26 protein-coding genes are annotated in these 26,251 nt (G+C 42.4%); 6 read left to right on the plus strand and 20 right to left on the minus strand.

Annotation, left to right across the window (positions count from 1 at the left end; translation table 11 throughout):
- Positions 1-4: 4 nt before the first annotated feature.
- The 13 genes from BACSA_RS08345 to BACSA_RS08400 all read right to left on the minus strand — a co-directional run bounded on the left by BACSA_RS08345 (position 5) and on the right by BACSA_RS08400 (position 13,501).
- A complete protein-coding gene (locus BACSA_RS08345; RefSeq protein ID WP_013617672.1) occupies positions 5-1,477 on the minus strand; it encodes a DUF3868 domain-containing protein in 1,473 nt (490 codons plus the stop codon).
- 12 nt (positions 1,478-1,489) lie between these two features.
- Positions 1,490-2,125, minus strand: a complete 636-nt coding sequence (locus BACSA_RS08350; RefSeq protein ID WP_013617673.1) for a DUF3575 domain-containing protein — start codon at positions 2,123-2,125, stop codon at positions 1,490-1,492.
- Between the two features lie 626 nt (positions 2,126-2,751).
- Positions 2,752-3,504, minus strand: coding sequence for an EFR1 family ferrodoxin (locus tag BACSA_RS08355; RefSeq protein WP_013617674.1), 753 nt, complete (start codon positions 3,502-3,504; stop codon positions 2,752-2,754).
- A 1,028-nt stretch (positions 3,505-4,532) separates the two neighbouring features.
- Positions 4,533-4,883: a 50S ribosomal protein L20 gene (gene rplT, locus BACSA_RS08360; RefSeq protein ID WP_013617675.1), complete on the minus strand. Its 351-nt coding sequence runs from the start codon at positions 4,881-4,883 to the stop codon at positions 4,533-4,535.
- A gap of 105 nt (positions 4,884-4,988) precedes the next feature.
- Positions 4,989-5,186, minus strand: coding sequence for a 50S ribosomal protein L35 (gene rpmI / locus BACSA_RS08365; protein ID WP_013617676.1), 198 nt, complete (start codon positions 5,184-5,186; stop codon positions 4,989-4,991).
- A 70-nt stretch (positions 5,187-5,256) separates the two neighbouring features.
- Positions 5,257-5,844 carry a translation initiation factor IF-3 gene (gene infC, locus BACSA_RS08370; RefSeq protein WP_013617677.1) on the minus strand — a complete coding sequence of 196 codons (588 nt, stop codon included), beginning with the start codon at positions 5,842-5,844 and terminating at the stop codon, positions 5,257-5,259.
- Between the two features lie 104 nt (positions 5,845-5,948).
- Positions 5,949-7,892 (minus strand): threonine--tRNA ligase, encoded by a 1,944-nt coding sequence (gene thrS / locus BACSA_RS08375; RefSeq protein WP_013617678.1) that lies wholly within the window; start codon positions 7,890-7,892, stop codon positions 5,949-5,951.
- A gap of 368 nt (positions 7,893-8,260) precedes the next feature.
- Positions 8,261-10,267, minus strand: coding sequence for a tetratricopeptide repeat protein (locus tag BACSA_RS08380; protein WP_013617679.1), 2,007 nt, complete (start codon positions 10,265-10,267; stop codon positions 8,261-8,263).
- A complete protein-coding gene (def, locus tag BACSA_RS08385; protein WP_013617680.1) occupies positions 10,264-10,818 on the minus strand; it encodes a peptide deformylase in 555 nt (184 codons plus the stop codon). Before def ends, BACSA_RS08380 begins: the two co-directional genes overlap by 4 nt.
- 259 nt (positions 10,819-11,077) lie before the next feature.
- Complete coding sequence (gene ruvX / locus BACSA_RS08390) at positions 11,078-11,497, minus strand: Holliday junction resolvase RuvX (protein WP_013617681.1); 420 nt, start codon at positions 11,495-11,497, stop codon at positions 11,078-11,080.
- A 49-nt stretch (positions 11,498-11,546) separates the two neighbouring features.
- Positions 11,547-11,783 (minus strand): hypothetical protein, encoded by a 237-nt coding sequence (locus BACSA_RS20165; protein ID WP_169311446.1) that lies wholly within the window; start codon positions 11,781-11,783, stop codon positions 11,547-11,549.
- A gap of 142 nt (positions 11,784-11,925) precedes the next feature.
- On the minus strand, positions 11,926-12,879 hold the full coding sequence (locus BACSA_RS08395) for a PCMD domain-containing protein (protein ID WP_041584318.1): 954 nt from the start codon (positions 12,877-12,879) through the stop codon (positions 11,926-11,928).
- A gap of 115 nt (positions 12,880-12,994) precedes the next feature.
- Positions 12,995-13,501, minus strand: coding sequence for an SPOR domain-containing protein (locus BACSA_RS08400; protein WP_013617683.1), 507 nt, complete (start codon positions 13,499-13,501; stop codon positions 12,995-12,997).
- A 204-nt stretch (positions 13,502-13,705) separates the two neighbouring features.
- Here BACSA_RS08400 and BACSA_RS08405 point away from each other — a divergent pair, with 204 nt between their 5' ends.
- The 5 genes from BACSA_RS08405 to BACSA_RS08425 all read left to right on the plus strand — a co-directional run bounded on the left by BACSA_RS08405 (position 13,706) and on the right by BACSA_RS08425 (position 16,356).
- A complete protein-coding gene (locus BACSA_RS08405; protein WP_013617684.1) occupies positions 13,706-13,909 on the plus strand; it encodes a YtxH domain-containing protein in 204 nt (67 codons plus the stop codon).
- A 71-nt stretch (positions 13,910-13,980) separates the two neighbouring features.
- Positions 13,981-14,349 carry a phage holin family protein gene (locus tag BACSA_RS08410; protein ID WP_013617685.1) on the plus strand — a complete coding sequence of 123 codons (369 nt, stop codon included), beginning with the start codon at positions 13,981-13,983 and terminating at the stop codon, positions 14,347-14,349.
- A complete protein-coding gene (locus BACSA_RS08415) occupies positions 14,346-14,603 on the plus strand; it encodes a hypothetical protein (protein ID WP_013617686.1) in 258 nt (85 codons plus the stop codon). Before BACSA_RS08410 ends, BACSA_RS08415 begins: the two co-directional genes overlap by 4 nt.
- Positions 14,604-14,620: 17 nt before the next feature.
- The gene (locus BACSA_RS08420) at positions 14,621-15,454 is read left to right on the plus strand and encodes an alpha/beta hydrolase family protein (protein WP_013617687.1); all 834 of its coding nucleotides are present in this window, start codon (positions 14,621-14,623) and stop codon (positions 15,452-15,454) included.
- A gap of 44 nt (positions 15,455-15,498) precedes the next feature.
- On the plus strand, positions 15,499-16,356 hold the full coding sequence (locus tag BACSA_RS08425; protein WP_013617688.1) for a helix-turn-helix domain-containing protein: 858 nt from the start codon (positions 15,499-15,501) through the stop codon (positions 16,354-16,356).
- A gap of 92 nt (positions 16,357-16,448) precedes the next feature.
- On the opposite strand, the gene BACSA_RS08430 is transcribed toward BACSA_RS08425, so the two are convergent.
- From BACSA_RS08430 to BACSA_RS18905, 7 genes are all read right to left on the minus strand, one after another.
- Positions 16,449-16,808: a hypothetical protein gene (locus tag BACSA_RS08430; protein WP_013617689.1), complete on the minus strand. Its 360-nt coding sequence runs from the start codon at positions 16,806-16,808 to the stop codon at positions 16,449-16,451.
- Positions 16,805-17,608, minus strand: coding sequence for a HipA family kinase (locus BACSA_RS08435; RefSeq protein ID WP_013617690.1), 804 nt, complete (start codon positions 17,606-17,608; stop codon positions 16,805-16,807). The genes BACSA_RS08430 and BACSA_RS08435 overlap by 4 nt, the downstream gene beginning before the upstream one ends.
- Positions 17,609-17,845: 237 nt before the next feature.
- A complete protein-coding gene (locus BACSA_RS08440; protein WP_013617691.1) occupies positions 17,846-18,646 on the minus strand; it encodes a hypothetical protein in 801 nt (266 codons plus the stop codon).
- A 142-nt stretch (positions 18,647-18,788) separates the two neighbouring features.
- Positions 18,789-21,281: an Hsp70 family protein gene (locus BACSA_RS08445; protein ID WP_013617692.1), complete on the minus strand. Its 2,493-nt coding sequence runs from the start codon at positions 21,279-21,281 to the stop codon at positions 18,789-18,791.
- 11 nt (positions 21,282-21,292) lie between these two features.
- The gene (locus BACSA_RS08450; RefSeq protein WP_144005204.1) at positions 21,293-22,213 is read right to left on the minus strand and encodes a hypothetical protein; all 921 of its coding nucleotides are present in this window, start codon (positions 22,211-22,213) and stop codon (positions 21,293-21,295) included.
- Positions 22,214-22,223: 10 nt separating this feature from the next.
- On the minus strand, positions 22,224-23,000 hold the full coding sequence (locus tag BACSA_RS08455; protein ID WP_013617694.1) for a DUF6602 domain-containing protein: 777 nt from the start codon (positions 22,998-23,000) through the stop codon (positions 22,224-22,226).
- 51 nt (positions 23,001-23,051) lie between these two features.
- Positions 23,052-25,226 carry a tetratricopeptide repeat protein gene (locus BACSA_RS18905; protein ID WP_013617695.1) on the minus strand — a complete coding sequence of 725 codons (2,175 nt, stop codon included), beginning with the start codon at positions 25,224-25,226 and terminating at the stop codon, positions 23,052-23,054.
- Positions 25,227-25,994: 768 nt separating this feature from the next.
- On the opposite strand from BACSA_RS18905, the gene BACSA_RS20170 reads away from it, so the two are divergent.
- Positions 25,995-26,177: a hypothetical protein gene (locus BACSA_RS20170; RefSeq protein WP_169311447.1), complete on the plus strand. Its 183-nt coding sequence runs from the start codon at positions 25,995-25,997 to the stop codon at positions 26,175-26,177.
- Positions 26,178-26,251: the final 74 nt, after the last annotated feature.

Genomic DNA, 26,251 nt, shown 5'->3' on the forward strand with positions numbered 1-26,251 from the left:
AAAATTAGTAATTATTTTCATTAAACTCTTTGACGTATTTTTGCATCGCTTCGAGGTTTGCCTTTGCCTCGGCGCAGCCTTGGGCGGCTGCCTTGCCGAACAGTTCTTCGGCACGGGCGTAGTCTTTCTCACGGGCATAGACGATGCCGAGGGCGTTGCATACACCTACGGTCTGCTCTACCTGCTGCAGGGCTGCCTTGGCTTCGGCAGTCTTGCCTTGAGCGAGCCATACGGCTGCGGCATTGGTGGCAGCGTCGGCGTCATTGGGGTAGAGGCGCTGGGCGGTGAGGAAGGCTTCGTTGTATTCGGGGCTTCCTTCGGGATAGCTCTTCGCCACGCCGTACATTTCTTTCAGGCTCAGCAGCTTCGGATTCTCGTTGATGATGCGTTTGGCTTCTTCGAGCGTATAAGGGCGCACGGTGAAGTCGACCACGCAGAAGCTGCGGCGCAACGGGGGATAGAAGTCTTTCAGCAGGGTGCTGTAAGTCTTTCCGCCGTCGATGGCACGCAGTTTGGCATCGCGCGCATCGGGATTGTCCTCTTCGCGGATAACGGCAAGCACTTGGTCTTTCGTGTCGAGCGCAGAAGCCTCTACGGCACGCTGCAAGCCTTCCCAGTCTTCGCCTTTCCAATCGGTAGAGAAGAGCTTGCGGTCCCAGTTGTTGGTGCGGCGGAAATAGTCTGCCAATGCTTTCGCACGGCGTTCCGAGAGGGTCATGTTGCTCTTATACGAGCCTTCGGGCGACGCATAGCCTGTGATGCGGAAGCCGGTCAGGGTGAAATCGTTGTTTGCCTCTACGCGGTCTGCCATGTCTTGCAGGCGTTTCAGCTCTTCCTGGTTGTTGCCGAGATTGGGAAGCACTTCGCTCCGCCCTACCCGGTAGTTGAGGTGAAGCTCGCACTGCTCGTCACGGCGTTTCACTTCTTCGGCACGCGGCTCGACGTACACCGCCGCATAGGCAGGCTCGACGACCTGCACGACAGGCAGCACCGTGCACAGCGGGCGTTCGTATTCGCTCATCTGGCAGGACGCGCAGCCTTCCGCCTCCTCACGCAACACGAGGCTTGCGCCACGCATCCACCGCTCGTAGGGAACGGAAACCTCGTAGTCCAGCTGCTGGGAGGTATCGTTCTTGCGGCGCACTACGGCGTATGGCCCTGCCTCGGCTTCGGCATAGCCCAAGGCTATCTCACGGTCGTACACTTTCTGACGGATGCGTCCGTTGACGATGACCGGCGCCAGTTCCTTTTCCGTCTGTCCGTCTGCCGACTGCAACACCGGCGTGAGTACCAGCGCGTGTTGTGCCTTCAGGTCTACACTGTCTAATGTCATATCGAGGCGCACCTTTACATCGGGACCGGCTTTCACCACCGAAGGCTCTACCTTCACGCGTCCCGTATAGTCGGACTGTGCCATCATGATGCCGTTGCAAGCCATCAGCGCCACGGCAAACCCGTATATTCTGGAATGTTTCATCGCTTTTCCTCCTTATTTAAGAATGTAGATAATGGACAAGGCTGCCTTGGTCACGCCGAAGAAGTCGTACGAATCCTTCCCCAGCCACTCTCCGCACTTGGGACATTCGTATTTGTCGTAATTGAGGCGTGTGTACCCGATGCCGATTTCCGCCTCCAGGTTCCACCGTTTTCCCAATACCCACTGGTATCCGTAGCTGATGCCACCCCCATAGAATTCCCCTTCGTAACGGTATTTCTCCAAGTCGGAGAACAAGCCGAAAGGCACATTGACACCGCCCACATTGAACATGCCTCCATGCAGGTGTACGCCCACGAAATGCCCGTTGAAGCGCTCGCACAGCCAATAACGCAGTTCGGGCTGTACCAGCCAATGCTTCATCTTCTTGTTGTCTTTAAACGTAAAGGGATTGTAACCGCCCAAGACATCGAGCGTCAGCTTGGGCTTCAGACCGAACTCGAACGCAAGGTTCGGCGTTGATGTCGCCCAATAGACAGCATTGGTCTTTACAGCTATCTTGGGCCCTTCATGAGGCGTCTGTGCCTGCATCCGGGCGGAAAACGCGACGGAAAGCATCAGCCCCACACATAAACAGAGTATGCCGGCTCCGACATGGCTCACACATTTTACTTTCGTAATCTTTCTCATATTATACCTTATTATATAATACAGCCTTCGCCTTTGCGCGAAACAGATTCCGCAAAGGACAATTCTTTTTTCTTGAATATCCAGCATTCTTTCTTATACCGGCACGTTCTCCTTCTCTCTATCTCTATCCTACACTTACGGAGAACGGCGTCTGCCTGAAAAGAAGTGTCTTTCATATTGTCTTTCAGCCTAATTACATCCAGACACTACTATCTTTAAGCTTCTTTATCATCTCTATCAACCCCGCAAATGTATGTAAATAATTTAATATAACAAAAGATTTTAATAGAAAAAATTTATTTAACACATTCTGTGAAAAAACTTCACCCTACAGTGCGTCACGCCACCCCACATGCGTGTCACGCCGGATTTGCAATCAGGCGTAATGAAAGAATCGGATTTGTAATCCGAAACCATTGGCGGATGATGCGGATTACAAATCAGCACGTAGAATTACGCCGGATTGCAAATCCGGCGTGACAAAATATCCGCAAACTGCCAATGTAGGGGCGTATCGCATACGCCCGGATGCGCCAACTTATCCACGAGAACGATTTCGGGCGTATGCGATACGCCCCTACAGGCAATTTGGCAAAATGAGGACATTCATTTCATCATATAATGAATCAATCTAAGGTGTACTGCCCCTTTTTCTTCGTGAGGTTGCCATAAGCGACGGCATGTTTGGGGCAATGATGATAACAAGAAAGGCACATCGCACAATCTTTTCCCCACACCGGACGTCCTTTTTCTAACCGGACATTCTGCAACGGACAAGCCGTAACGCATTTCCCGCACGAGATGCAGGCAGCGGTCACATGAAAACTTTCGGCTGAGGTCATAAAACGATTGAACAACGGACGGATAAGGTAAGACTTCACCCATGGGAAGCCGCCTTCGTTGCAATCTTCTTTTTCCGCACGCCCTGCCACGTAACGGGCTATCTCTTCGATTCTTCCTACGGCTTCGCGAAGCTTCTTCCGCTCCTTGTCCTTAGGGTCTACATCAAATCCGGGCAGACACACATAGGTTTCGGGCATAATCACAGAGAAGCCTGCCCGGCACATCCAGCCTTTCTCCTGCACGGCACGCGAAAAAATAGCGGCAGTCTTTCCCGTATCATCGCCACAGGTACATACAAAATACACGTATGACGGAACTTGCTTGGCTTGCAGCTTGGCAAGAATATCCGTCACCAAAACAGGAGGTCCCCACGCATATACAGGAAAAACAAATCCCAAAGCCTCGCCTTCCTTCAAATCGAATAATGAGGGGCGAGCAGCCACATCCAATAAAGCACAGACACGCTCATTCAACAACTTAGCCAAAGAATTTGCTACCCAACGGGAATTGCCTGTACCGGAAAAATAGAGCAACATAACAATTAATAATTAATAATTAATAATTAACAATTAATAATTGACAATTGGCAATTATGCTTCTGCGGCATGGAAGGCCATTTCGCAGCATGATGTAAGAGCCTGTTTAAATTTTCCTAAAGTAAATGAAGTCTGCAAAGCTCCGTAGGGGCGTATCGCATACGCCCTGAAAACATCCACGTGGATAAGTTGACGCATCCGGGCGTATGCAATACGCCCCTACATGGGATGTCTGCGGACATTCATATAAAGTAATATCTGTCAGGTTCTAAACAAAAAAACGAAGAACCTTGTCATGGATACAGCACAAGATTCTTCGCTTTCAACAAAAAGAAGAGCCGCACTCGAGGCGTGACGAAACTCCGATAGACAGGATTTGAGTGCCCACCTCCTTTGTAATCCACCGGCATAAATGCTACCCGAAGGCGTGGCCCGCCATTGGAGGATGAAGCGTAGTCTCGGTATTTCATATAATTTGATGAGTTTCCCGATTCTGCAAGTACGGCTCCATTTTTGTATGACAAATATAATGCTTTTATCTGAGTCTGCAAAATAAATCCGCTATTTATTTACTATTATTCGATTTGCGGGGTACGATTTAATAGCAGAAAATGAAATAGAACACAGAGACACAAAGGCACAGAGTTTTTTTAATTGATAATTGCGATGCTGATGAGGGAAATAATTGTCAATTTTTGTCACGCCGTATTTGTAATCCGGCGTAATCCCACGTGAGAACCGCAGGTCGACGAAATCAATTGTAATCCGCATCAGTAATGGTTTCGGATTGCAAATCCGATTCTTTCATTACGCCGGATTGCAAATCCGGCGTGACAAGTATCCGGCGTGACAAGTGACAAGGTTTTATTTACGATTTTACAATTTACGAAGTACAATTAAATCCTTGAAATAGCAAATCGTACATTGAAAAATAAATTATGTCTCTGTGCCTCTGTGTTCAATTAACTAAAAAAGGCAACCCTTTTGCAAGAGCTGCCCTTTTAAATAATCACTAAACTTTTATTGCATTAAGCGACTTTCACTTTCTCAACCACCGCCTTGAAAGCTTCGGGATGATTCATAGCTAAGTCTGCCAATACCTTACGGTTGATTTCGATACCCGCTTTGTGCAATGCACCCATCAACTGAGAGTAAGACATGCCTTCCAGACGTGCAGCCGCATTGATACGCTGAATCCACAATGCACGGAAGTTACGTTTTTTGTTCTTACGGTCACGGTATGCATACGTCAAACCTTTTTCCCATGTATTCTTGGCAACGGTCCAAACATTTTTTCTTGCACCAAAGTAACCTCTGGTTAACTTTAAAATTTTCTTTCTTCTTGCTCTTGAAGCAACGTGATTTACTGATCTTGGCATAGTTTTTAATTCTTTTTTGAATGTTAGCGCCGATATTTTTCACCCGGACTTAAAGCTAATGCACTCGGTTAATAATTTAAATGATACGTTTACGCTTTGTTAAGATTAACGCAGGCAAAGAAGTTCCTTAACTGCAGCCAAGTTTGCTTTATCTACCAAACCAGCATGGCAAAGGTTTCTTTTTTGCTTCTTCGTTTTCTTAGTCAGAATGTGACTGTGATAAGCGTGCTTTCTCTTAATTTTACCCGTTCCGGTAAGAGCGAATCTTTTTTTGGCACCGGAGTTAGTCTTTACTTTTGGCATCTTGTTTAATTTTTAATTTATTATTATTAACTGTGGCAACGTACTATACCGGCACGTTACGCACTCTTTTTCATTCGTTTTCAGAAGCCTCTTCTTTCGGCGCTTCAGGCTTCGGAGCAGCTTTCTTCGTGCTGCCCGGTTTCTTGGGAGCCAGCGCTATCGTCATACGCTTGCCTTCCAGCAAGGGCATCTGTTCTACTTTCGCATAGTCTTCCAAATCGTTTGCGAAACGGAGCAAAAGCACTTCACCCTGTTCCTTAAACAGAATGGAACGTCCTTTAAAGAACACGTAAGCTTTTACTTTATCACCTCCCTGCAAAAAGCCAATGGCATGTTTCAACTTGAAATTATAATCGTGGTCGTCGGTCTGAGGTCCGAACCGGATTTCTTTCACATTGACTTTCACTTGTTTTGCCTTCTGTTCCTTGGCACGTTTCTTCAGCTGGTAAAGAAACTTAGAATAATCAATAATTCTACAAACGGGAGGAACAGCATTGGGTGATATTTCTACCAAATCAGCATCATGTTCTTCAGCCATCCGCAGCGCCTGCGCTATCGGATAAACAGCCGATTCAATATCATCGCCTACAATACGGACTTCTTTGGCACGAATCTGTTCGTTGATTCGATGTTGCCCTTTCAAATTGTCATTCTTCATTCAAATACTTTATTCCTTTGTTTGCTTTTAGTTTGTTATTTTATAATTATTGTTATTCTATATGCATGCAAGCCAAGGGCTGCTTTTGCAAAACGGTGGCAAAGTTACCACTTATTTATCATATTATGAACTTCTTCCGCAATATTTTTTGCAAATTCTTCGATTTTTACCGTTCCTTTATCGCCTTCACCTTGCTTGCGGACAGAAACTTCACCGTTTGCGGCTTCTTTTTCACCCACAATCAGCATGTATGGGATGTGCTTCATTTCGTTATCACGAATCTTGCGGCCGATTTTCTCGTTACGGTCATCCACCAACGCGCGGATGTCGTATTTCTTCAGTTCCAGACGAACCTGGTCGGCATACTCGTTGAACTTCTCCGAAATCGGCAGGACAGCTACCTGGTCGGGAGTCAGCCACAACGGGAACTTACCGGCTGTATGTTCAATCAATACGGCAACAAAACGCTCCATCGAACCGAACGGCGCACGGTGAATCATTACCGGACGGTGTTTCTGGTTATCGGCACCCATGTATTCCAACTGGAAGCGTTCGGGCAAGTTATAGTCTACCTGAATGGTACCCAACTGCCAACGGCGGCCGATAGCGTCTTTCACCATAAAGTCGAGCTTCGGACCGTAGAACGCAGCTTCGCCATATTCCACTTTCGCCTTCAGTCCTTTTTCCTGACAAGCCTCAACGATAGCCTGCTCTGCCTTTTCCCAGTTCTCATCGCTTCCGATGTATTTCTCGCGGTTCACCTTGTCGCGCAAGGAAATCTGCGCTTCGAAGTTCTCGAAGTTCATCGACTTGAACACGATAGAGATAATGTCCATTACACGGAGGAACTCGTCTTTCACCTGGTCGGGACGGCAGAAGATGTGCGCGTCGTCCTGTGTAAAGCTGCGCACACGGGTCAATCCGTGCAGCTCACCGCTCTGCTCGTAACGGCATACCGTACCGAATTCGGCGATACGCAAAGGCAGGTCGCGGTACGAACGCGGACTGTTGCGGTAAATCATACAGTGATGCGGGCAGTTCATCGGCTTCAGGAAATATTCTTCGCCTTCTTCCGGCGTATGAATCGGCTGGAACGAGTCCTTACCGTATTTCGCATAGTGTCCCGAAGTGACATACAACAGCTTGTTGCCGATAGGCGGACACATGACTTCCTGATAATCGTAACGTGCCTGAATGCGGCGCAGGAAATCCTGCAGGCGGATACGCAATGCCGTACCCTTCGGCAACCACATCGGCAATCCCTTGCCTACCATGTCCGAGAACATGAACAAGTCCATTTCCTTGCCAATCTTGCGGTGGTCGCGTTTCTTGGCTTCTTCCAGCATCACCAGATATTCGTCCAGCATCTTCTTCTTCGGGAAGGTAATGCCGTAGATACGGGTCATCTGCTTGCGGTCTTCCTGACCTCTCCAGTAAGCGCCGGCAACCGACAACAGCTTGATAGCCTTGATAGGAGCGGTAGAAGGCAAGTGCGGGCCGCGGCACAAGTCGGTGAACGCGCCTTGTGTATAAGTCGTGATATGCCCGTCTTCCAATTCGGAAATCAGCTCGCACTTATATGTCTCGCCTCTTTCGCCGAACATCTTCAGCGCATCGTCCTTCGCAATGTTCGCGCGTACCAGCGGCTCCTTGCGCGCAGCCAGTTCTATCATTTTCTGTTCGATGGCGGGCAGGTCGCTTTCCTTTATCACCACTCCGTCTCCCGGATCTACATCGTAATAGAAACCGTTCTCGATAGCGGGACCGATACCGAACTGGATTCCCGGATAAAGTTCCTGCAATGCCTCTGCCAACAAATGGGCACTGGTATGCCAGAAGGCATGCTTGCCTTGTTCATCATCCCATTTATAGAGAACCACACTCGCGTCTTCGTTAATGGGTCTCGTCAAATCAATCGTTTCGCCATTCACGCCACAAGCCAATACGTCTTGCGCCAGACGAGAACTGATACTTTCTGCTATCTGCAGACCAGTAACTCCTTCGTTATACTCGCGAACAGAGCCATCAGGAAAAGTTATCTTAATCATAGTCTTTTATGTTAGTCTTTTATGAGCCGCAAAAATAAACAAAACTTTTTAATTATCCGTATCTGTGCCTGATTAATTTATCAAACACAGAGACACAGAGGCACAGAGCTTTTCATTTTTGTAACACAGGACGACTTTTCTCTGTGCCTCCGTGCCTCTGTGTTCAATAAAAAATTAGAAGCTGTTTTGAATTTCTCCAAAAAGTTTTTCTTGGCTTGATGTGTTCGTTTTCGTGTGTGCTTTGGGCGATTTTTTGGTCCTTTTCGCTCCTGTTCTTCGTCAGATAGCCCGCTATCTTCCTCATCACAGAAGCGAAAATGCCTCAAAAACTCATCCCAAATCAGCGCACGATAAATTCAAAACAGCTTCTAATCTTCCTTTACCGAAGTGAAACGCTTCAGCACGCTGTATGCCGAGAAGATGCCCAGCTCGCCCGCCTTGCTCAGGTCTTGCACGCCTTCATTGTTATTGCCCAAGAACACATTGGTAAGTCCCCGGTTGTAATACGCATCCGAGAAACGCGGGTCAAGCTCGATGGCTTTGTTATAATCTACCAGAGCCGCCCGGTAATCTTTCATCACGGCATAGATATTGCCCCGGTTATAATACGCATACACGAAATCGGGAGCCAGCTGGATTACCTTGTCCAAGTCGTCCCGGACCATGGCGTAATCCAACGCGCGCACCTGCAACTTCTTGTCGTCGGGCTGTTCTATCTCATACTGAGTATCGCGTTTGCGGTATTCTATTTGCTTGTAATGGATTGCCGCACGCATGAAATAAGCCGGGAAAAAGACAGAATCCCTTTCGATTGTCCGGTTCAAATCCGCCAGCGCATTATCGAAGTCCTGCACCAAGTAGAAATCAAGGGCACGGGCAAAATAATGCAGGGCATTTTCCGGCTCGGCTACAATCTTCTCGGTTTCGGCGTCAATCGACGCAAAGTGCTGCTTGACCTGTTCTTCCGTAAGCGACGCCTCATTGTTGGTAATCAGCAACTGGCGGGGCAGGACATGCCGGTTATTCAACGCATCCACATACTTGGAATAATTGATTTGGCGCTTCACCTCTTCCGGACGCTCGTAATAGCTCAGCACAAACATCGGCTGGGGAAGGATGGTGATATTGCGGTCCTGCACACGTCCGCGATAATCGGTCTTGTATTTCGAACGTTCTTCCTCATTGTCGGCGACTACGATTTTCCGATAATTGTTCATGTTCTTATCCGACTTCTTGCGGGTCTTGTCTGCCGAAGCGGTCTGACGCGAAGTTTTCCCGTTCTGCATGTCCAACTGCGCCTGCAACACCACCATCTCGTCCTGGCTTGCCCCTTTCAGGTCGCCTGTCTTCTTGCGTGCCTCCGCCCGGTACTGATAGCCTGCCAGGAAATTGGGATATTCTTCCAGCACCGAAGTGTAATCGCTGATGGCTCCTGCATAATCGCCGGTCCGGTCGCGCAACAATCCCCGGTTGAAGACCGCCATCATATTGTCCGGCTCTATCTGGAGCACAAAGTCGAAATCCTCTATCGCCCGGTTATCGTCTCCTACCTGGGCACGGAGCAAGCCCCGGTTGTAATGCCCGATAAAGTTATTCTTGTCGATATCGAGCGCAAGGTCGTAATCGCTCATCGCCCCCCGCAGGTTGTTCTGGTAATAACGCGCCAAGGCACGGTTGATATACAAGCCCGCATTGCGCACCGAAAGGCGTATGGCTTCGGTCAGGTCGCTCTCGGCATCGGCATACTTGCTCCGCTGGAGGAAAAGCATGCCCCGCGAAGCCCACGTGTCGGCATTATAGCGGTCCATTTCGATGGCTCTGTCGGCATCCGACATGGCTTGGAGCGTATCTTTCTGCTTTAGGGAGACCTCCGTACGCATCAGGTAAGCGTCGATATAGCGGGGAGCAATCCGAATCAGCGTATCCAAGTCGGCTTTCGCTTCCTTATAGTCTTCGTCCCGCATCCGCGACAACGCCAAGTTATGCCACAGGCTGGTATTCTCAGGGTCGAACGTCAACGCCTTCTCGTAATCCTGTATGGCACCCTTGTAGTCCTCTTGCTGGATACGCGCGATGCCTCTTACCTGATACGTGTTGGGCACATACGGATTGCGCTCAATCGATTCCGTACAGTCGGCTTCGGCACCCTGGAAGTCGTCGAGATTAAGCTTTGCCAATCCCCGGTAGAAATAAGGCTCGGCAAGATAGGGCTTGGCGTTGATTACCTGATTGAAATATTGAATGGAAAGGACATAGTCCTCAAAATAAAGCGCGTTTTTCCCGATGGTCATCACCCGGTCCGTATTGATTTGGGCACCGGCTATCATCGGGAAAAGCACACCTATATATAATATGTATAGAAACTTCCGGATCATTTGACTGTTTTCACCTTGTAAGAGCACCGGGCCTTGCCTTTCAGCATGGCATTGAGCTTGCCTTTAATCATCTGCTTGCGAAGGGCAGACAGATGGTCGATAAACATCGTCCCTTCCAAATGGTCGAACTCGTGCTGCATGACACGCGCCAAGTAACCTTCTACCCACTCGTCGTGCGGATTCATGTCCTCGTCAAGATAGGTCACGTGAATCTTGTCGGGACGTTTCACGCTTTCATGAATGCCGGGCAGGCTCAGGCAGCCTTCGTCCATCGAAACCAGTTCGCCACCCGTTTCAAGGATATGCGGATTGATATAGGCACGGCGGAAATCCTTGTATTCGGGGAAATCCTCCGCCAATACGTCCAGGTTAACCACCACCACCCGGATAGGCAGCCCCACCTGAGGAGCGGCAAGCCCTACCCCATCGGCACGGTCCATGGTTTCAAACATGTTCTGAATCAATTCTTTCAAGTTCGGATAATCCGGCGTAATGTCTTCCGCTTCCTGACGGAGCACCGGTTGTCCATATACATAGATAGGTAAAATCATATTATTTAGTTCTTAAGTTTTTAAGTTGTTGAGTTATTTAGTTCTTAAGTTATCGAGTTTTTAAGTTATTGAGTCCGTTACATTGTCACGCCGGATTTGCAATCCGGCGTAATGAAAGATTCGGATTTGCAATCCGAAACCATGGCTGATGATACGGATTACAAATCCAGCGTGACAAATTTGTCAGTTCCCTTGTCCTTTAGTCCTTCATTATCGGGTTATTTAACTCAAAAACTTACAAACCAAAGGACTTAAAGACTTACAATCCTCTCTTCGCCTCCAAATAAGACTGCAAAATAATCGTGGCACTGATTTCATCCACCAAAGCCTTGTTTTGCCTGTCTTTTTTCTTCAGCCCTCCGGCAAGCATTGCCTGATGCGCCAAGACGGAAGTAAAACGCTCGTCGTATAGTTCTACCGGCATGTCGGGAAGCTTTTTCTTCAACTGGTTCATAAACGGCACGATACGTTTCATGTTTTCCGAATCCTCGTTGTTCATCTGCTTGGGATGTCCGATAATGATACGTTCCACCGCTTCTTGCCGCACATAGCCCAACAAGAAGTCCATCAACTGGTGCGTAGGGACGGTGGTAAGCCCGCTTGCGATGACCTGCATCGGGTCGGTCACCGCAATGCCCGTACGCTTCTTTCCGTAATCAATAGCCAATATTCTACTCATAACCGGCGCAAAAATACGAATTTATTCTGTATTGTTCTCTATATAAAACTTAAAAAGATACCGGACGCACGGATTTATTTAGCGAACGCAGAGACGCAAAGACACGGAGAAATAATTTAGAAGCTGTTTTGAATTTCTCCAAAAAGTTTTTCTTGGCTTGATGTATCCGTTTTCGTGTGTGCTTTGGGCGATTTTTTGGTCCTTTCCGCTCCTGTTCTTCGTCAGATAGCCCGCTATCTTCCTCATCACACAAGCGAAAATGCCTCAAAAACTCATCCCAAATCATCGCACGATAAATTCAAAACAGCTTCTTAGAGAAAGCAAAAAGCACGGAGACAAACGGCGTTTCTGTGTTTGATTCCTCCAGATACTTGAATGGCCCGATGCACCTGTCTGCATCGAGCCATCCACCTATATGTTATACCTTATTAATATACGAGGCATACATTGTCCACCCAAATCGTATTGCCCGGCGAGCCGACATACGCCCCTCCCAGGCTGGAAGTGAACTGGATAATCAGATGTGTAGGCTTTTCGCCGGGAGCCGCCCATCCGTTCTCCTGAATCAATTGGCTTTCCCCCTTGCTGTTGCGCGCATGATAATTCCCGACACCCAGCTTCATCAATTCGGCATCATAATAAGCGGTATGCGAAATATCTCCGTACTTGATTTCATAAGTCGCCCCGTTGTGCCAGTCTTCGTTCTTATCGTAACGCACGACCGCCGTACCGACACGCTTGGCGATAATATTTCCATCCTTGTCTTCGGTCCGTTTCTGAAGCAGGCAGGTCATGATGGCGCAGTCCTGTCCCTCTACGGTGCTCTTCCGGCTGAATCCTGTCTGGCGGATACGGTGAGGCTCGCCCGACATCTTCACCTTATAATCATAGCGCACGGCCTTGGGACGAGAAGTGAAAGGCACTCCGATGTTCAGGTTTTTCTCTCCTTCTTTGGTTCCGGTAATCGGTTCCTTCATGTCTCCCAGAAACATGGAGCCCGAAGCGAGCACGGTGATATTGACAATCCCCAATACCTTCACGCTCTCGATATGCGTTTCCAGCTTGGCACAATACCCGTCTCCACGGCGTTCGGGATAGACGCTGGTATTGGTCTTGACGATTCCCATCACCTTTGCCATCACATTCGAAGTTCCCCAGGGCGAGCCTCCCTGATTGACGTAAGGCTCATTCCCGTCCATTTCTTTCGTAGGGCCTACTTCGTAAAGCAATTTGGTCTCTCCCCCGATAATGCCCGATTCATGGATTTTCCGTGTAATCCATTGGTCCATATCTCCATATTTGATAGGGACGGTTTTCTCTTGCGCAAAAGCCCAAAGCGGAAACGCCAGCGCAAGCATCCCCAGTATTCCTTTCATCTTCATCATGTTTTGTCTGCTTTATTTCGCGTGCAAAATTACAAAAAAAAGCGATAACCCGCAGGATACCGCTCTAATTCTGTGATATTGAATACTCTTTCTTACCTATTTACTATTGGAATTATTTCGCATAAAGCAGCCATGCGCCCTGAAAATCTTTCCGGTCGGGATATTTTGCCTTGAACGCATCGCGTGCGGCAGAAGCCTCTTCGTGCGTGTCATACGATTCTACAATGACGCGGTACATGTTCTTCTCGGCATTGTAAACCACCTTTGCATTGTAGCCTTCGTTGTCCATATCGCTCTTCAAGCCGTCGGCATTTGCCTTGATGCCAAAGCTTCCGCATACCACGCTGTATGCTTTCAGCCCGTCGCCCGATACCAGTTCCACCTTTTCCTCGCGTACCGGAGCCGTGGGAGCTACAGGTTCGGAAGTAACGGGAGCAGTCGTAACCGGAGCTACAGGAGCGACCGTTTCTACCGGAGTCTCATTGGCAGTAGCGGCTTCTGCCAACTCTTGTTGTTTCGCTTTTTCGTATGCCTTTTTATAAGCGCTTTCGCTCGACTTACAGGAAGAGAATGCCAACGCTACGCACAATCCCATTCCTAATACAACGATTTTCTTCATTTTCTTTGAATTTATAAATTTAACTTCTTAGATATATCGTTTCTATTTGCTTGCAAAAGTAGCAATATCTCCCTACTCTTGCTATTAAAAACTGTTAATATTCAGAGTTTCCCGCTTTTTCTCGAAGATTCTTTTGAAAAAACGAGCATTATTATCAAAAAATTCATAGATTTGTGGTTGTGTAACTTTAAAACATAGTTTAATATGAAAGCATTAAATGTTGTAGCTGCATTCTTGGGCGGAATCGCGCTGGGAGCAGTAGCCGGAATCCTGTTCGCACCGGAAAAAGGTACGGATACACGTAGCAAAATCGCAGAAGTATTGCGCAAGAAAGGCATCCGCCTGACCCGTGAAGAAATGGATGATTTGGCAGACCAAATCGCATCGGAAGTAAAAGATGCAGACTGATTGCACAAAAACCGTAGGAGGGTGTGTCAGACAAAATCCGAACACACCCTCTTTTTTTAAACCGAAAAACTATGTTCGCTAACGATAAAAGCATTGATAACCTGCAAGACCTGTTCAAGGAATTCAGGAAATACATTGAATTGCAAGGGGAATACCTCAAGCTGGAAACCATTGAGAAACTAACCGTCCTGCTCTCTACGCTTACCTTGATATTCATCTTGGTAGCATTGGGAGTCATGGCTCTGTTCTATTTCTCTTTCATGCTGGTTTATGTCCTTGCCACAGAAGTAGGAATGGTAGCAGGATTTGCCATTGTGGGTGCTATCCTGATTCTTATTGCATGGCTGGTTTACCATTTCCGCGTCTCTTTGATATTCCAGCCAATGGTCAATTTCCTTGCACGTTTATTCCTTGACGACTCTAACAAACCTCAACAATGAATACACAACAACCTTATTATACATTAGATACAATCAGGCAACAACGCCTGAATAAAAAGCAAGAAGTCTTGCAATCCAAGGAGCGTATGCAACACTTGGCGCACCAGCTTTTTGCACCACAAGAAAGCAAAAACAAATTCGAAGGGATGATGCAACATATCAATATGGGCATCGCCGCATACGACGGAGTAATGACCGGAGTGAAAATCCTGAGAAGAGTCAGGTATTTCTTCGGAGGTAAGAAGCGAAGATAACTATATAATACATATATATGAAAAAACAAATAAAACTTTTTAGTGTGATAGCCCTCCTTTTTTGCGCTATCAGCGCAAAGGCACAGACCGATTCTACATTCTACATCAAAGGGGCAATGGGACGCCTTGCCGCACATCTGCAATTGCCTGATTTGAAAAAGGGAGAAAAATGCCCCGTTGTAATCATCTGCCATGGTTTCACCGGAAACCAAAACGAACCGTTATTGCGCGCCATAGCCGATAACCTGGTAAATGCAGGCATAGGCGCATTACGTTTCGACTTTAACGCCCACGGACAAAGCGAAGGCGATTTTGTCAATATGACCGTCCCTAACGAAATAGAAGATGCCTTGTCAATAATCGCTTTTGCACATAGCTTGCCGCAAACATCCAGCATATCCCTATTAGGGCATTCACAAGGTGGCGTCGTATCAGCAATGACCGCCGGACAATTGGGCAATGAAATCCAAAGTGTCGTGCTTATGGCACCTGCAGCTGTATTACGTGATGATGCCTTACGAGGAAATACAATGGGAGCGATGTATGACCCGTGGCATGCACCTGAATATGTCACAATGCCATCAGGACATAAATTGGGCAGGAATTTTATTCAAACCGCCATTACACTTCCCATATACGAAACAGCACAAAAATACAAAGGTCCTGCACTTATCATACATGGCATGGATGACCGTGTAGTGCCTTACACATACGGAGAAAGGTTCCATCAAGTAATGAAAAATAGCGAAATCATTCTGATACCGGGAGAAAACCACGGTTTTGGCACTAACCTTCCGTACGCTGCATCCATGGCATCAGAGTGGCTGGTAAAGAATTTGAAAGCCCAATAAATATCTGATTTTGCCAAGTTCCCTTAAAGTTGAAAAGAGCAACAATGAAACAAATATACTCATTAACTTCTATTCCTTCTGATACGAATTTCATTGCAGGGATTGACGTAATAGGCAACATTAAAAAGCTTTTTGCCATCCCTGCCCAAATACCCGGATGCTTGTTCCTGCTTTGCATCAGAGGGCAATGCGACATCACAATACATATAAATAAATACAAGCTGAAGAAAAATTCCATAGCTCTCATCTATCCCGACCAGTTCGTGCAAATAGCAGAGAACACTCCCGATTGCCGGTTCGCTTTTGTCGGATTTTCTTCTACGCTTATCCAACATCCGTTCCTGTTTTCGAATACTATCCAGTATGCTCCTTCTATCTTGGAAGAACCGGTTATAGAACTCGAACCGAAAACAGCTGAAGTATTCCGCGACTATTTCAAAATGCTGATAAAGGCAAAACACCAAAACAATACATTGGTAAGAGAAGAACAACTCCCACTTATCCTGACTGGGTTGATTATTGAATTGGGAAATATTAATAAGCAAGAACCGGTAAAGAAAGAAGGACAACAACCCTATACCCGAAGCCAGGAAATCGTAAAAGAACTGATACGTATCGTGGTAGAAAACTACAAGACCGAGCGGAACATCTCTTTTTATGCCGATAAAATGCACCTCTCTCCCCAACACTTGAGCACTACCGTCAAGAAAACTACAGGAAGAACCCTGACCGACATCATATCGGCATTCGTCATCAAAGATGCGCAAGCCAAGCTGAAGTCCACCGAACTAACTATCCAAGAGATAGCCTACTCGCTGAACTTCGCCGACATCTCGTTCTTCGGGAAATACTTCAAGCGCTATACCGGCATGTCGCCCAAGCAATACCGGAATCTGGAGTAAAGAGCTTCACCACAGACTACACGGATTTTTTATCATTAGCGGAGGTACAGGAGGAAACTTGTCCTATCCTGCACCTCTGTTAGATTTATACCTTATGCCTGCGTTTTAGAAGAAACCGATACGTATTGTCGGTAAAGCCACTCTTCATTGCTTGCGGAGGGTTCTAAATCAATAACCTGAAGCGGAGATAGAGCGATCAGATTGTTCGAATACCGAGACAAATAATTGATATTCTCCGAAGTTATGCGCCCATTTTGCGACAAAGAATGAAGCACCTTACTCATAAATTCATATTCAGCCGAAGACAATAACAGCTTAAACGCTTCTAGTTTCTTTCTTGAATAGCGCACCTTCACTTTATCACCATTCACAATGACAAGCCCCACACTCAAACGCTCCGAGATTTCAGGGCGAATCACTCCATAGATAATACTATATTCAAGTTTCTTCATCTTTCCAAATTTTCAGTTAAACAATCCAGAAAATTTTCCCAAACACCTTCCAACCATTTAAGCTCAAAAAGTTGCTTCATTTTTGCTTCTATAATAGATTCACAAACATTCCATTCTTTCGGCAACTGCCTCAATATTGCCTCCATACTGTTTCTACTTTGCTCAATGCTTACATCATAATACACCTTCAACTTTTCTGCTTCTTCCTTTATTGATTCTATTCTCATACATTTTTTTAAATGCATAAAAATATCAGCATAAAGAATCGTATCGGTCGAAGTCAATTGAGACAAAGAATAATCATACGTAGATGTATTTAATATGCCACCATAATCAATAGACACCAACCTTTGATTTATCATATCATATAACATATTGGCATTATTATATGTACGATCCTCATTAGCTATCCAAAAATCAAATAATGCTATTTTCATTAACTGTTTCAATAGTGAACTCGTTGGATTTATCTCAAAACAAGTCGTTGATGTCACATCCACAGTCCCTACAAGCTCCATGTATCCCCAACATGGCGCAGATACACTATGAGAAGTATTTATCCCACTCCAATGCTCTTGTTTTATCCACACAAAAGCATAAGGAGGAGAATCAATTCCCCAAACATTAGCCAATTGAGAACCAATAAATTCACTCACCAGTTTAAACGACCCTACAGAAGAGCGCATATACTTACATATATACATATTCTTATCCGAACAAGCAACTAAAACAGGAAGATCTCCCGTCATATATTGCTTTTCAATTATCTTTATGCTCTGTAATATCGGAATAATAGACATATATCATACGATTTCCAACAAAAATAATTCTTTTTCTCCTAACTTCCGCAAAACGAGCTATTTTGTAGAAAGATTTAACATCGGGGATTAAGAAACTCTACCCAGCCGTACTCTGCTAACAAAAAAATGAACAAACTGAAACGCGACAAGACATCAACGATGTTCTTTCTTATCCACCCAATCAAACTATCACTATCATCCGAATGACATGTCCCATTCCGCAAGACATTAGAAATGTCATTTCGAACGAATTTCCGCAAATATATTCTTAATCACTTCAATCATTTCCGCCTGTCCGGAAATTTCAGCTATCCTCATACATTTACGTTGAAGGTCAGTAATGCTATCAGGATTTTGCATCTCTTTTAAAGCATGCATGATTTTATCTATCTCTTGATCCGGATTACGATTCATAGAGGCTTTAATATGTTTTTCAGCCTCTTCCTTAGTCAGTCCTAAAGATGAAATGGTTGATTGAACTATCTTGTTAGCCTCATCATTAAATGCACTTTGTGGCGAAGCACCTTGAAGAAATGCTAACAAACTGATAATGGCGTATTTCTGATCGGTTGAGACATCACCTGATTTTCCAAATCGCTTATTCAACTCATCAAAACCTCTTGTCTGTAACACTTTGTTTTCTTCATTTTTCATCATCTTTTGTGTGGGTTCTAACATATACATAATTATAACCCAAGCTATTTCCATACACAGCCATAAAAGAGGAAGTCTTGCATATTCTATATTATCATGTCTGCCACTTATAGCATATAAAATAAATGTTACAATAGAAGCATAAATCAGACCAACAATAACCTGATATGTAGCTTTTCCTAATTCATACCTTATTCTGATTACAATAAAAGAAATTAAGGTTTGATAAGCTATTACTCCAAATAACATATCTTCAATATGCCTATAACTAAGTTCATCAGAATATTTATCACCAGTAATAAACAAGAGAACTATTATTAAGAAGAACATTATCAGCCCTTCAACTAGATAGTTTATAACTTTTGTTAATGTAGAATTATTCATATCTTTAATTCAAGTTTCTTTATTTTTAAGTCCATCTAAACTTACTCTTCCACAGAAGAGCGCATATACTATTATATACATATTCTTAATCCGAACAAGGCAACTAAAACAGAAAAATCTAATCCTTATCTGATTTCAAAGCTTATCTTAATAATCCCTCCGTATTTATAGCTTCATTTTCTGGCATAAGCTCTATCAAACTACAAGCTATAGGATGTAGATTGTCAACAGTAGGTTGAGTATTAATTTTTTCCATGCCCCAGTTTATAAGTTGAAGTGCCCGTGCAGCGTCACTCCAACGAATACTTCCAAATCGTTCATGACATTCTCTAATTAATCCTATACATTGATAAATCATAGTTAAGTGTACGAATAAGGAATTTATCTCTTCAAGTGTATCACGTCCCAACTTTATATTCTTTTCACGGATAACTTTATCCGTTTGAACACTCAGTTGTTCTACTAATTGCATTGTATTATTATTGCCCAAATTTTGCTGCGCCTTTTCTAATCTATCAAATTCTTCTCTTAATTCTTTTTCCAAGCGTTGCCATTCGGTATCGCTATCAAGGTTTTCAATCTTTCGCAAAACTTCTTTCAGATGTTGTAATACCATTTTCTTTTCGGAACTATTGGCATATTCCTCTTTGACTTTTTCTATTTCTGTTCGCAAATCAGTAGTTGGAAGATCGGCTTCTTCTAAACGAGAGATACTTGTTTGAGCATCCAAGAGTCTTTTACTTATTTCTTTATCAGCATCTTCGATAGACTGTTTCTTAGTTGTATCGAGTGCCTTTTCTACAGAAATATCAGTAGCAAGAAAATGCACTTCAACTTTCATCTGTTCGGAAGAGTCCACTTTAAGCGTAACATCCACTGGGCTATCAGTGGGTATCAAACTATCCACATCATCGCCCGTGATTGTAACATCTGCCACATACTCATAAAGAGCAGCCGTTTTCCCTTCAGCTTCGGCAAAGTCGTCTGTTTGATAAATAGGAATAGTAAGTATATCTGCATCTATGCCGGGGCGAAGTTGTTTTGAGGTTTTTAAGTCATTGATTACACCCACAGCAGGTAGAGGCTTATTCTTTTCCAATCCTTTGGCCATTTTAAATACTCCTCGCTTCTTGTTCTCGTCCCAAATGGCGATACCAATATTATAAGGCAAAGGCGCAGATCCGACTTTAGAGCCTTGTATAATAGTTATTTCCGAAGGGAAACAAGGAACAGCATTGCCTTTGTCATCATACGCTACGATACTAAATGAGTTCGGTTTACCTTCTAATAAATTTGCTTCTATCACATTGCCCGTAGAATCTACTTCTGTTTTCCCACTTGACCACGCTTTATCAGCACGGATAAATTCAACCCAAACTTTAGATAAAGACGTTCCGTCTGATAGTTTTACACTTACCCATTCTGATGTCTCGACAGAGGTTGATTCATATCCCAACTCCAATTTTACGGTTCCTATCTGTATCTCATCGTCATTAATTTCTGCATCCAGTGTTGAGGCATAAAGTGCTGCCCCGGTAGCTACGGCAGTCATTGGGTCAATACTTGTATCCACATTCGGAGTAATCTGTTCTTTTAGCATTTGTCGGATTAGTGGACTATGGGTAGGCCCACCCACCAATATCAGTTTATTTATTTGTGAACCGGAAAGATGATTACGTTGCAACAGATTCTTGCAGATATCTACTGCTTTTTGGAAATAAGGACGCATTACGTCAAAAGCTTCTGCCTGCGTAATGGTGAGGTCCAATTCTATTTCTTCCCCATCTTCATCTTCGCCTAAATCACCAAGATTTGAGATGATGTCTTCATGGTCTTTGAATGATAATTGATTTTTTGCTTCCTCTGCATAGGTTTTCATGGCATCACGTAAAACCTCTTTCTTGTCAGCATCTGTAATAGTAGAACTTATATTATAGTTTTCCATAAGGTAAGGAATAATGATGCTATCCACAATTGCGTAATCAAGATTCTTTCCGCCTAAATAATTATCACCTTCCGTATCAAACACCTGCATAATACCGTCTTCCACTTTGAGTAAGGCTGCATCAAATGTACCTCCACCGAAATCGAATACCATCCATAGTCCGTCTTTCTCGTCAGCATTCAAGCCATAAGCCATAGATGCGGCTATCGGCTCTTGCAGTAATTCACATCGCTTGAAACCTGCCATTTTCGCCGCCTCCATAGTTGCAGTCTTTTGGTTTACCGTGAATTTTGCAGGAACGGTGATAACAACAGAAGTTATAGTTTCATCAGTAACAAATGATTTTAAAGATTTCAAGACTTCTGATGATAATTCTTCTGAGGTAAAATCTTTATTAAGATTAGAACAATGATATCTTGTATTTGTTCCCATTGTTCTTTTAAATTCAATATAAGTATTAGAAGTTTCCGTATGCCAAGTTTTTGTGGCACGACGTTTGTCCAGCTTCATCGTATTGTAAGCACTATCGCCAGCCTTGATAGAACCTTTTTTATTAATAGAGATACATGAAGGCATAGTGTCTTTTAATACATCAGTCTTTATAATAACCGGTTCACCTTTTTCCATTCTACAAATCGCAGAATTGGTTGTACCAAGGTCTATTCCATAATCAATTTTTACTCTTGCCATATTTCTTAATCTTAAATGTTTTGACTAACTGTAATTTGCGCAGATTGAATCATTTTGCCATTATAATTGATTTGTGGTTTGACGATTCCTGTAATTATTTGCTTACCTCGTTCCAAAGTTTCATCAGAAACAAAGTTTGCAATCACTTTCATACCTTCATTGTATGGTTTACCAAGCATATCAATAATTTCATAGCCATTGGCTTGAAAATTATCTTTGATACGTTGAACAGCTTTTGCCAACTGTTTATAACCTTTGATAGAAGAATCCATCCGGGAAAGATTCAATTCAATACGTACTATTTCGTCTGCCACTTTCAATGCAAGCGAATGATCAACAGCCGTAGTTCCTTGGTTATTTATTGCCGTAGGTATTTTTATCTGTTGCTCAGCCATTTCAAGCAATTTATTATCTAATTTAATAGATTCTTCCTGCATTTTTGTTTGAGTAATTTGCAAAGTTTCTTGCATTTTTTGAAGTTCATCAATAGATGCATCCCCATTCTTTATTCTATTGAATAACCAATAAATTACAGTAATTAAAATTGCAACAAGAAAAGATACAATTAAAATACCATATAGTGTATAACTTTTTAGAAGCACTTGATTTGCTATCACTGAATTATTAGTCTCATCAACCCTTTGATTCATTATTGCTTTGTCTACTTCATGTCTCTCATTCATTTTTAAATAATCTGAGCATAAACTATCAAGCAAAAAATATAATTCATCATTTTCCAAAGACAAAGAGTTTAGTTGAAAAGATATTCTTTTCATATCTTTACTCAAACGACTTACATCTCTACCTATTGCAGAGCACTCTTCTTCCAAGACTTCATATCGTTTTTCCTTTTCTATTCTTTTTGATGCTTCTTGAGAAATAGAAATTTGAATATTTAACATTGCTATTATTACTATAATTAACTTTTTCATATTATTGTTGCTACATGTCAAACAAAGGAATCGCGTCATAACGATTAAAAGATTCTCCTATTTCATCTACATTCATACTAGCATCGCCTAATTTAGACAAAATTATTTCCACAAATTCCTGCAAGCAGGAAATAGGTCTATTCTTTTTATCATTAAAAATTAAAGATTCATATCCCATCATATCTCGACTACCAGTTATTATATAATTCTTTCTTAGTATAAATTCCTTTTGGGGTTTCAAACCTATAATTACATCAGGTAATTCTTCAAAATCATCTTGATCAAACCCAACTCCAAAACATACTCCATTCTGCTCCACTTCATTACTTTTATTACTATTCTCATTCAAAAAAAAGTATGTTTTTAAAGTTCTAACAGAACAGGCATTATATATAAATAAATATTTATTCGAGATACCAAGCTTATGAAGTAAAGAAAAATCTTCTAACGTTTTAAGAAACTGACGTTTACCTATACTTGTTTTTACTTCTATAACAGCAAGTACAGATTTTGCCGGTAAAACGACTAAAGAATTAGTTTTAAATAATGGAGCGAAATTATAACTATCATATATCAACACATCACATTGATGAGAACATAATTGCCTATCCACAATAAAGCCCTGAGAAATACTAACTTTTTTGGGTAACAGTTTTTCTAATGAATCGCGTAATAAATCTTCTGCAAATTGACCAATCGTTAAATTATGCGCACGAACAAATTGTTTGATTTGCAGCAACTTATTATGCAATTCTTCCACATACAATCTATAATATTCTGTTTGCATACCTCTATGTTAAGAATTATTCCTACGACCATTAAAGCCATGTAATATGTACTACATCAACAACACTGTTTTATAAAGAGAGTATAATACCAAGAAAAACAAAATAGCAATAAATATTAATACAATCCACATTACACTATCATTTTTCTTTTTAAGAAGGTTTTCAGCTTCATGCGCATTTCTTCCTTTAGGAAAGTGTGCTAAATAATCTTTTAGTCTATTTGTCAATTTATATTGTTCAAACAACAAATCATCCGCTTTTGATACATTTCTTCCATTTGGATATTGTACAATATATTCTTCTAAATTATGAGCAGATTTATATTGTTTAAAAATAAGGTCATCAAGTCGATTTTTAATAGAAGATAAATACCAACCATTAGGATATCGTTTTATATAGTCTTTACAACTAGAAATAGTTTCTTTGTATTTCTCATATAAATAAGATTCATACTTTAAAGTATCTTTAAAGGACTGAACCTCTTTCAAATATTTCCCTTCAGGATATTTTTCTATATAATTATTATATGCATGATTTGAAAGTTCTTTTTTAGCATAAATTTCTTTGCACTCATTATAATAATCTTCCTCTGTACGTAAATCTATAAAATCTTCATGCTCCCATTCTGACATAAAGCCTTGAGTTGGAGGAATACGAACCCCCATTTCAGCATAAATATCTCTTGATGTTGAATAATTCTGAAATGGATTGACAGAGAATCCTGAAATCACTGTCATTAGAATTGCTCTTTGTTGAGAATACCATGTATTTACGTATTGTTGTAAAAAAGGTTCTACTAAATATCCTTTAATACTTCTAATGGCTATATTTCTTATATCTTTTATATCAAATTGAGGATCTAATTGTGCAATAAACTTCCTAATTGCATTTTCATTAGGACTCAATCTATTTGTTTGAAATTCTTTTGAAGTATCTAAACGCTCTATATTTACTATAATATTCCAACAAAAACGTAACATCCACATCAAACTAACTAATGTTTCTTTTTCGTTTTTTTGTAACATATTTTTTAATTCATCATTTACATGGCTGTTAAAAGTTTCTATAACAAATCCGAGCAATATATTTGCTATTAATGTTGAAATCTCAATGTAATATTTATTTTGTATACCTAATTTACTCTTAATAGAAACTATAAATGGAACGCAATTAAACAAAGCGTCTTTACATCCTTTAAAAGAATAAAATTCATCATGAAACTTTCGCAATTCTTCTTTAATAGCTTTATCCTCAGCAAAAATTTCCAATGGAGGCAGATTTTTAATAACTTGTTTCAGTATATCCACATTTTCTTTACAACGATCCTTAACCGTCTTACTTACAACTACCGTCATTGCGTAAGATTGAAGTTGCATCGCTTTATAAGCCGCATCCGGTTCGTCAGCTTCATTAAAATAGTCTATGCCACATTGTAAAATCTCAAGACCTAACTTATCTGCAATCATTTGATACTGCAAATCCGTTTCAGATGAGAAAACCTTAAGCTGTTGTAAAAGCCCTGCTGTATCTTTCATCAATTTCACACCAGCATTATATCGTGCTGTAGCACCTTTGCCACGCGACGACTTGGCTATTTCTATAACCGACTGAATTTGCTCTATAAGCGGTTTAACAGATTTTTCTACAACATGACTTTTCCAAGTATCATTCGTAATCAAAGGCAAGATTACATCAGAAGCTATCTCTTCACAAAGTACATCTATAAAACTTAAAGCTATGGATTCAGACAAAGTGTTATCTTCCTTCCCAACAATAGCCAATACAAATTGAACTGCATATTGGGTATAAAGTAGTTCAGCACAAGCAATAGCATTTGAATAGTCTTCTTGAATCAATGCACAAACAATTCTGTTCTGCAAAGAAGAAGCACTATCTTTTTTCATCCAAATATTAATCGCTTCACCCATATTCCCTGCAAATAGATGATTGAAAGCAATATCATCCAAAGGAGTAGCTTTCATAAACCAGAATTGAGCATATTTAATTTGCTCATTAGACAAAGCAAGACTCGCTTCCGCTTGTGCTACCGATTCCGATGTCCTGTCAATAGGAGTCAAATATTGCGACAAATCCAAAGGAAAATCCACGTGTTTTCCTACTTTCAGAAAAGCTTTGAGTCGATTATGATTGGCTACACGTTCTTTTATGGGCGAATTAGAATAAACACCTAATTGCCTATATGGATTATTTATAATAATGTTCATGCCAACTTAATAAACCAGTTAGCCGACTCCTTACTAACTCCCTAAAATATTAATACTTAACTACACACAAAAAACGTGGAGCCAGTCTGTCACTCGTTCCACGCTATAAAGGCCTTCGCATTGCCCGGATTGTCGAAACGAGCAACGCCGAAAGCCCCACGCCGATGTCTGTATATAGTCCACCCTTTCCCTTACGATATAATAAGGTACACTACGGGCTGTACATATAAAACACCCTTGGGGCGTTCCCGTTGCTTTGTTTTTGACAATCCGTAGAAGTTGCGAAGTTCTTATAGCGTCAAAACCAAAGCGTCCAGTAACGCCTTTTTATGTATATGTATCCCACCCGACCCTTCCACATAAGGAATTATCGGCATGGGATTGCTACAAATGTAAACAATAGTTACGAATAAATCAAACGATATTGCCTTTTTATTTGAAAATTCTATCGAACCAAGAAAGAGGCATATACAAAGCCATAAAAAAACTTCGTGTATGCCTCTTCCTTGTTCTTCCACCTGCAATCAGAATCTATTTCGCTTTTTGCGCTTCCTTTTTATCTTGGTAATGAAAATATACCAAACTGGCAATAGCTATCACCATCACAGACACAATAACGGCTCCCATTATTTTTCCTCCTTTTCATAAGGCAAAAAATAATCTTTTCTTTCTGATACACAAAATCTTTTTCTTCAGAATCATATCATAAACATACGATTTATGGGAAAACAATAATCTATTTAGAAGCTGTTTTGAATTTATCGTGCGATGATTTGGGATGAGTTTTTGAGGCATTTCCGCTTGTGTGATGAGGAAGATAGCGGGCTATCTGACGAAGAACAGAAGCGGAAAGGACCAAAAAATCGCCCAAAGCACACACGAAAACGGATACATCAAGACGAGAAAAACTTTTTGGAGAAATTCAAAACAGTTTCTCAAAACAGCTTCTAAAAGTAGTCACGTGTTTAAATAGGTGATGGATGCCTTGCACACTTTCATCCGTAAACAGGCAGGAGGGCAGGAAA

The organism is Phocaeicola salanitronis DSM 18170, assembly GCF_000190575.1.
Classification (GTDB): Bacteria; Bacteroidota; Bacteroidia; order Bacteroidales; family Bacteroidaceae; genus Phocaeicola; species Phocaeicola salanitronis.

Bases quoted from the DNA above. Each gene is read 5' to 3' on its own strand.
- BACSA_RS08345 (WP_013617672.1), bottom strand. From the start codon at position 1,477: ATGAAACATTCCAGAATATACGGGTTTGCCGTGGCGCTGATGGCTTGC.
- BACSA_RS08350 (WP_013617673.1), bottom strand. From the start codon at position 2,125: ATGAGAAAGATTACGAAAGTAAAATGTGTGAGCCATGTCGGAGCCGGC.
- BACSA_RS08355 (WP_013617674.1), bottom strand. From the start codon at position 3,504: ATGTTGCTCTATTTTTCCGGTACAGGCAATTCCCGTTGGGTAGCAAAT.
- rplT (WP_013617675.1), bottom strand. From the start codon at position 4,883: ATGCCAAGATCAGTAAATCACGTTGCTTCAAGAGCAAGAAGAAAGAAA.
- rpmI (WP_013617676.1), bottom strand. From the start codon at position 5,186: ATGCCAAAAGTAAAGACTAACTCCGGTGCCAAAAAAAGATTCGCTCTT.
- infC (WP_013617677.1), bottom strand. From the start codon at position 5,844: ATGAAGAATGACAATTTGAAAGGGCAACATCGAATCAACGAACAGATT.
- thrS (WP_013617678.1), bottom strand. From the start codon at position 7,892: ATGATTAAGATAACTTTTCCTGATGGCTCTGTTCGCGAGTATAACGAA.
- BACSA_RS08380 (WP_013617679.1), bottom strand. From the start codon at position 10,267: ATGATCCGGAAGTTTCTATACATATTATATATAGGTGTGCTTTTCCCG.
- def (WP_013617680.1), bottom strand. From the start codon at position 10,818: ATGATTTTACCTATCTATGTATATGGACAACCGGTGCTCCGTCAGGAA.
- ruvX (WP_013617681.1), bottom strand. From the start codon at position 11,497: ATGAGTAGAATATTGGCTATTGATTACGGAAAGAAGCGTACGGGCATT.
- BACSA_RS20165 (WP_169311446.1), bottom strand. From the start codon at position 11,783: ATGATTTGGGATGAGTTTTTGAGGCATTTTCGCTTGTGTGATGAGGAA.
- BACSA_RS08395 (WP_041584318.1), bottom strand. From the start codon at position 12,879: ATGAAGATGAAAGGAATACTGGGGATGCTTGCGCTGGCGTTTCCGCTT.
- BACSA_RS08400 (WP_013617683.1), bottom strand. From the start codon at position 13,501: ATGAAGAAAATCGTTGTATTAGGAATGGGATTGTGCGTAGCGTTGGCA.
- BACSA_RS08405 (WP_013617684.1), top strand. From the start codon at position 13,706: ATGAAAGCATTAAATGTTGTAGCTGCATTCTTGGGCGGAATCGCGCTG.
- BACSA_RS08410 (WP_013617685.1), top strand. From the start codon at position 13,981: ATGTTCGCTAACGATAAAAGCATTGATAACCTGCAAGACCTGTTCAAG.
- BACSA_RS08415 (WP_013617686.1), top strand. From the start codon at position 14,346: ATGAATACACAACAACCTTATTATACATTAGATACAATCAGGCAACAA.
- BACSA_RS08420 (WP_013617687.1), top strand. From the start codon at position 14,621: ATGAAAAAACAAATAAAACTTTTTAGTGTGATAGCCCTCCTTTTTTGC.
- BACSA_RS08425 (WP_013617688.1), top strand. From the start codon at position 15,499: ATGAAACAAATATACTCATTAACTTCTATTCCTTCTGATACGAATTTC.
- BACSA_RS08430 (WP_013617689.1), bottom strand. From the start codon at position 16,808: ATGAAGAAACTTGAATATAGTATTATCTATGGAGTGATTCGCCCTGAA.
- BACSA_RS08435 (WP_013617690.1), bottom strand. From the start codon at position 17,608: ATGTCTATTATTCCGATATTACAGAGCATAAAGATAATTGAAAAGCAA.
- BACSA_RS08440 (WP_013617691.1), bottom strand. From the start codon at position 18,646: ATGAATAATTCTACATTAACAAAAGTTATAAACTATCTAGTTGAAGGG.
- BACSA_RS08445 (WP_013617692.1), bottom strand. From the start codon at position 21,281: ATGGCAAGAGTAAAAATTGATTATGGAATAGACCTTGGTACAACCAAT.
- BACSA_RS08450 (WP_144005204.1), bottom strand. From the start codon at position 22,213: ATGAAAAAGTTAATTATAGTAATAATAGCAATGTTAAATATTCAAATT.
- BACSA_RS08455 (WP_013617694.1), bottom strand. From the start codon at position 23,000: ATGCAAACAGAATATTATAGATTGTATGTGGAAGAATTGCATAATAAG.
- BACSA_RS18905 (WP_013617695.1), bottom strand. From the start codon at position 25,226: ATGAACATTATTATAAATAATCCATATAGGCAATTAGGTGTTTATTCT.
- BACSA_RS20170 (WP_169311447.1), top strand. From the start codon at position 25,995: ATGATTTGGGATGAGTTTTTGAGGCATTTCCGCTTGTGTGATGAGGAA.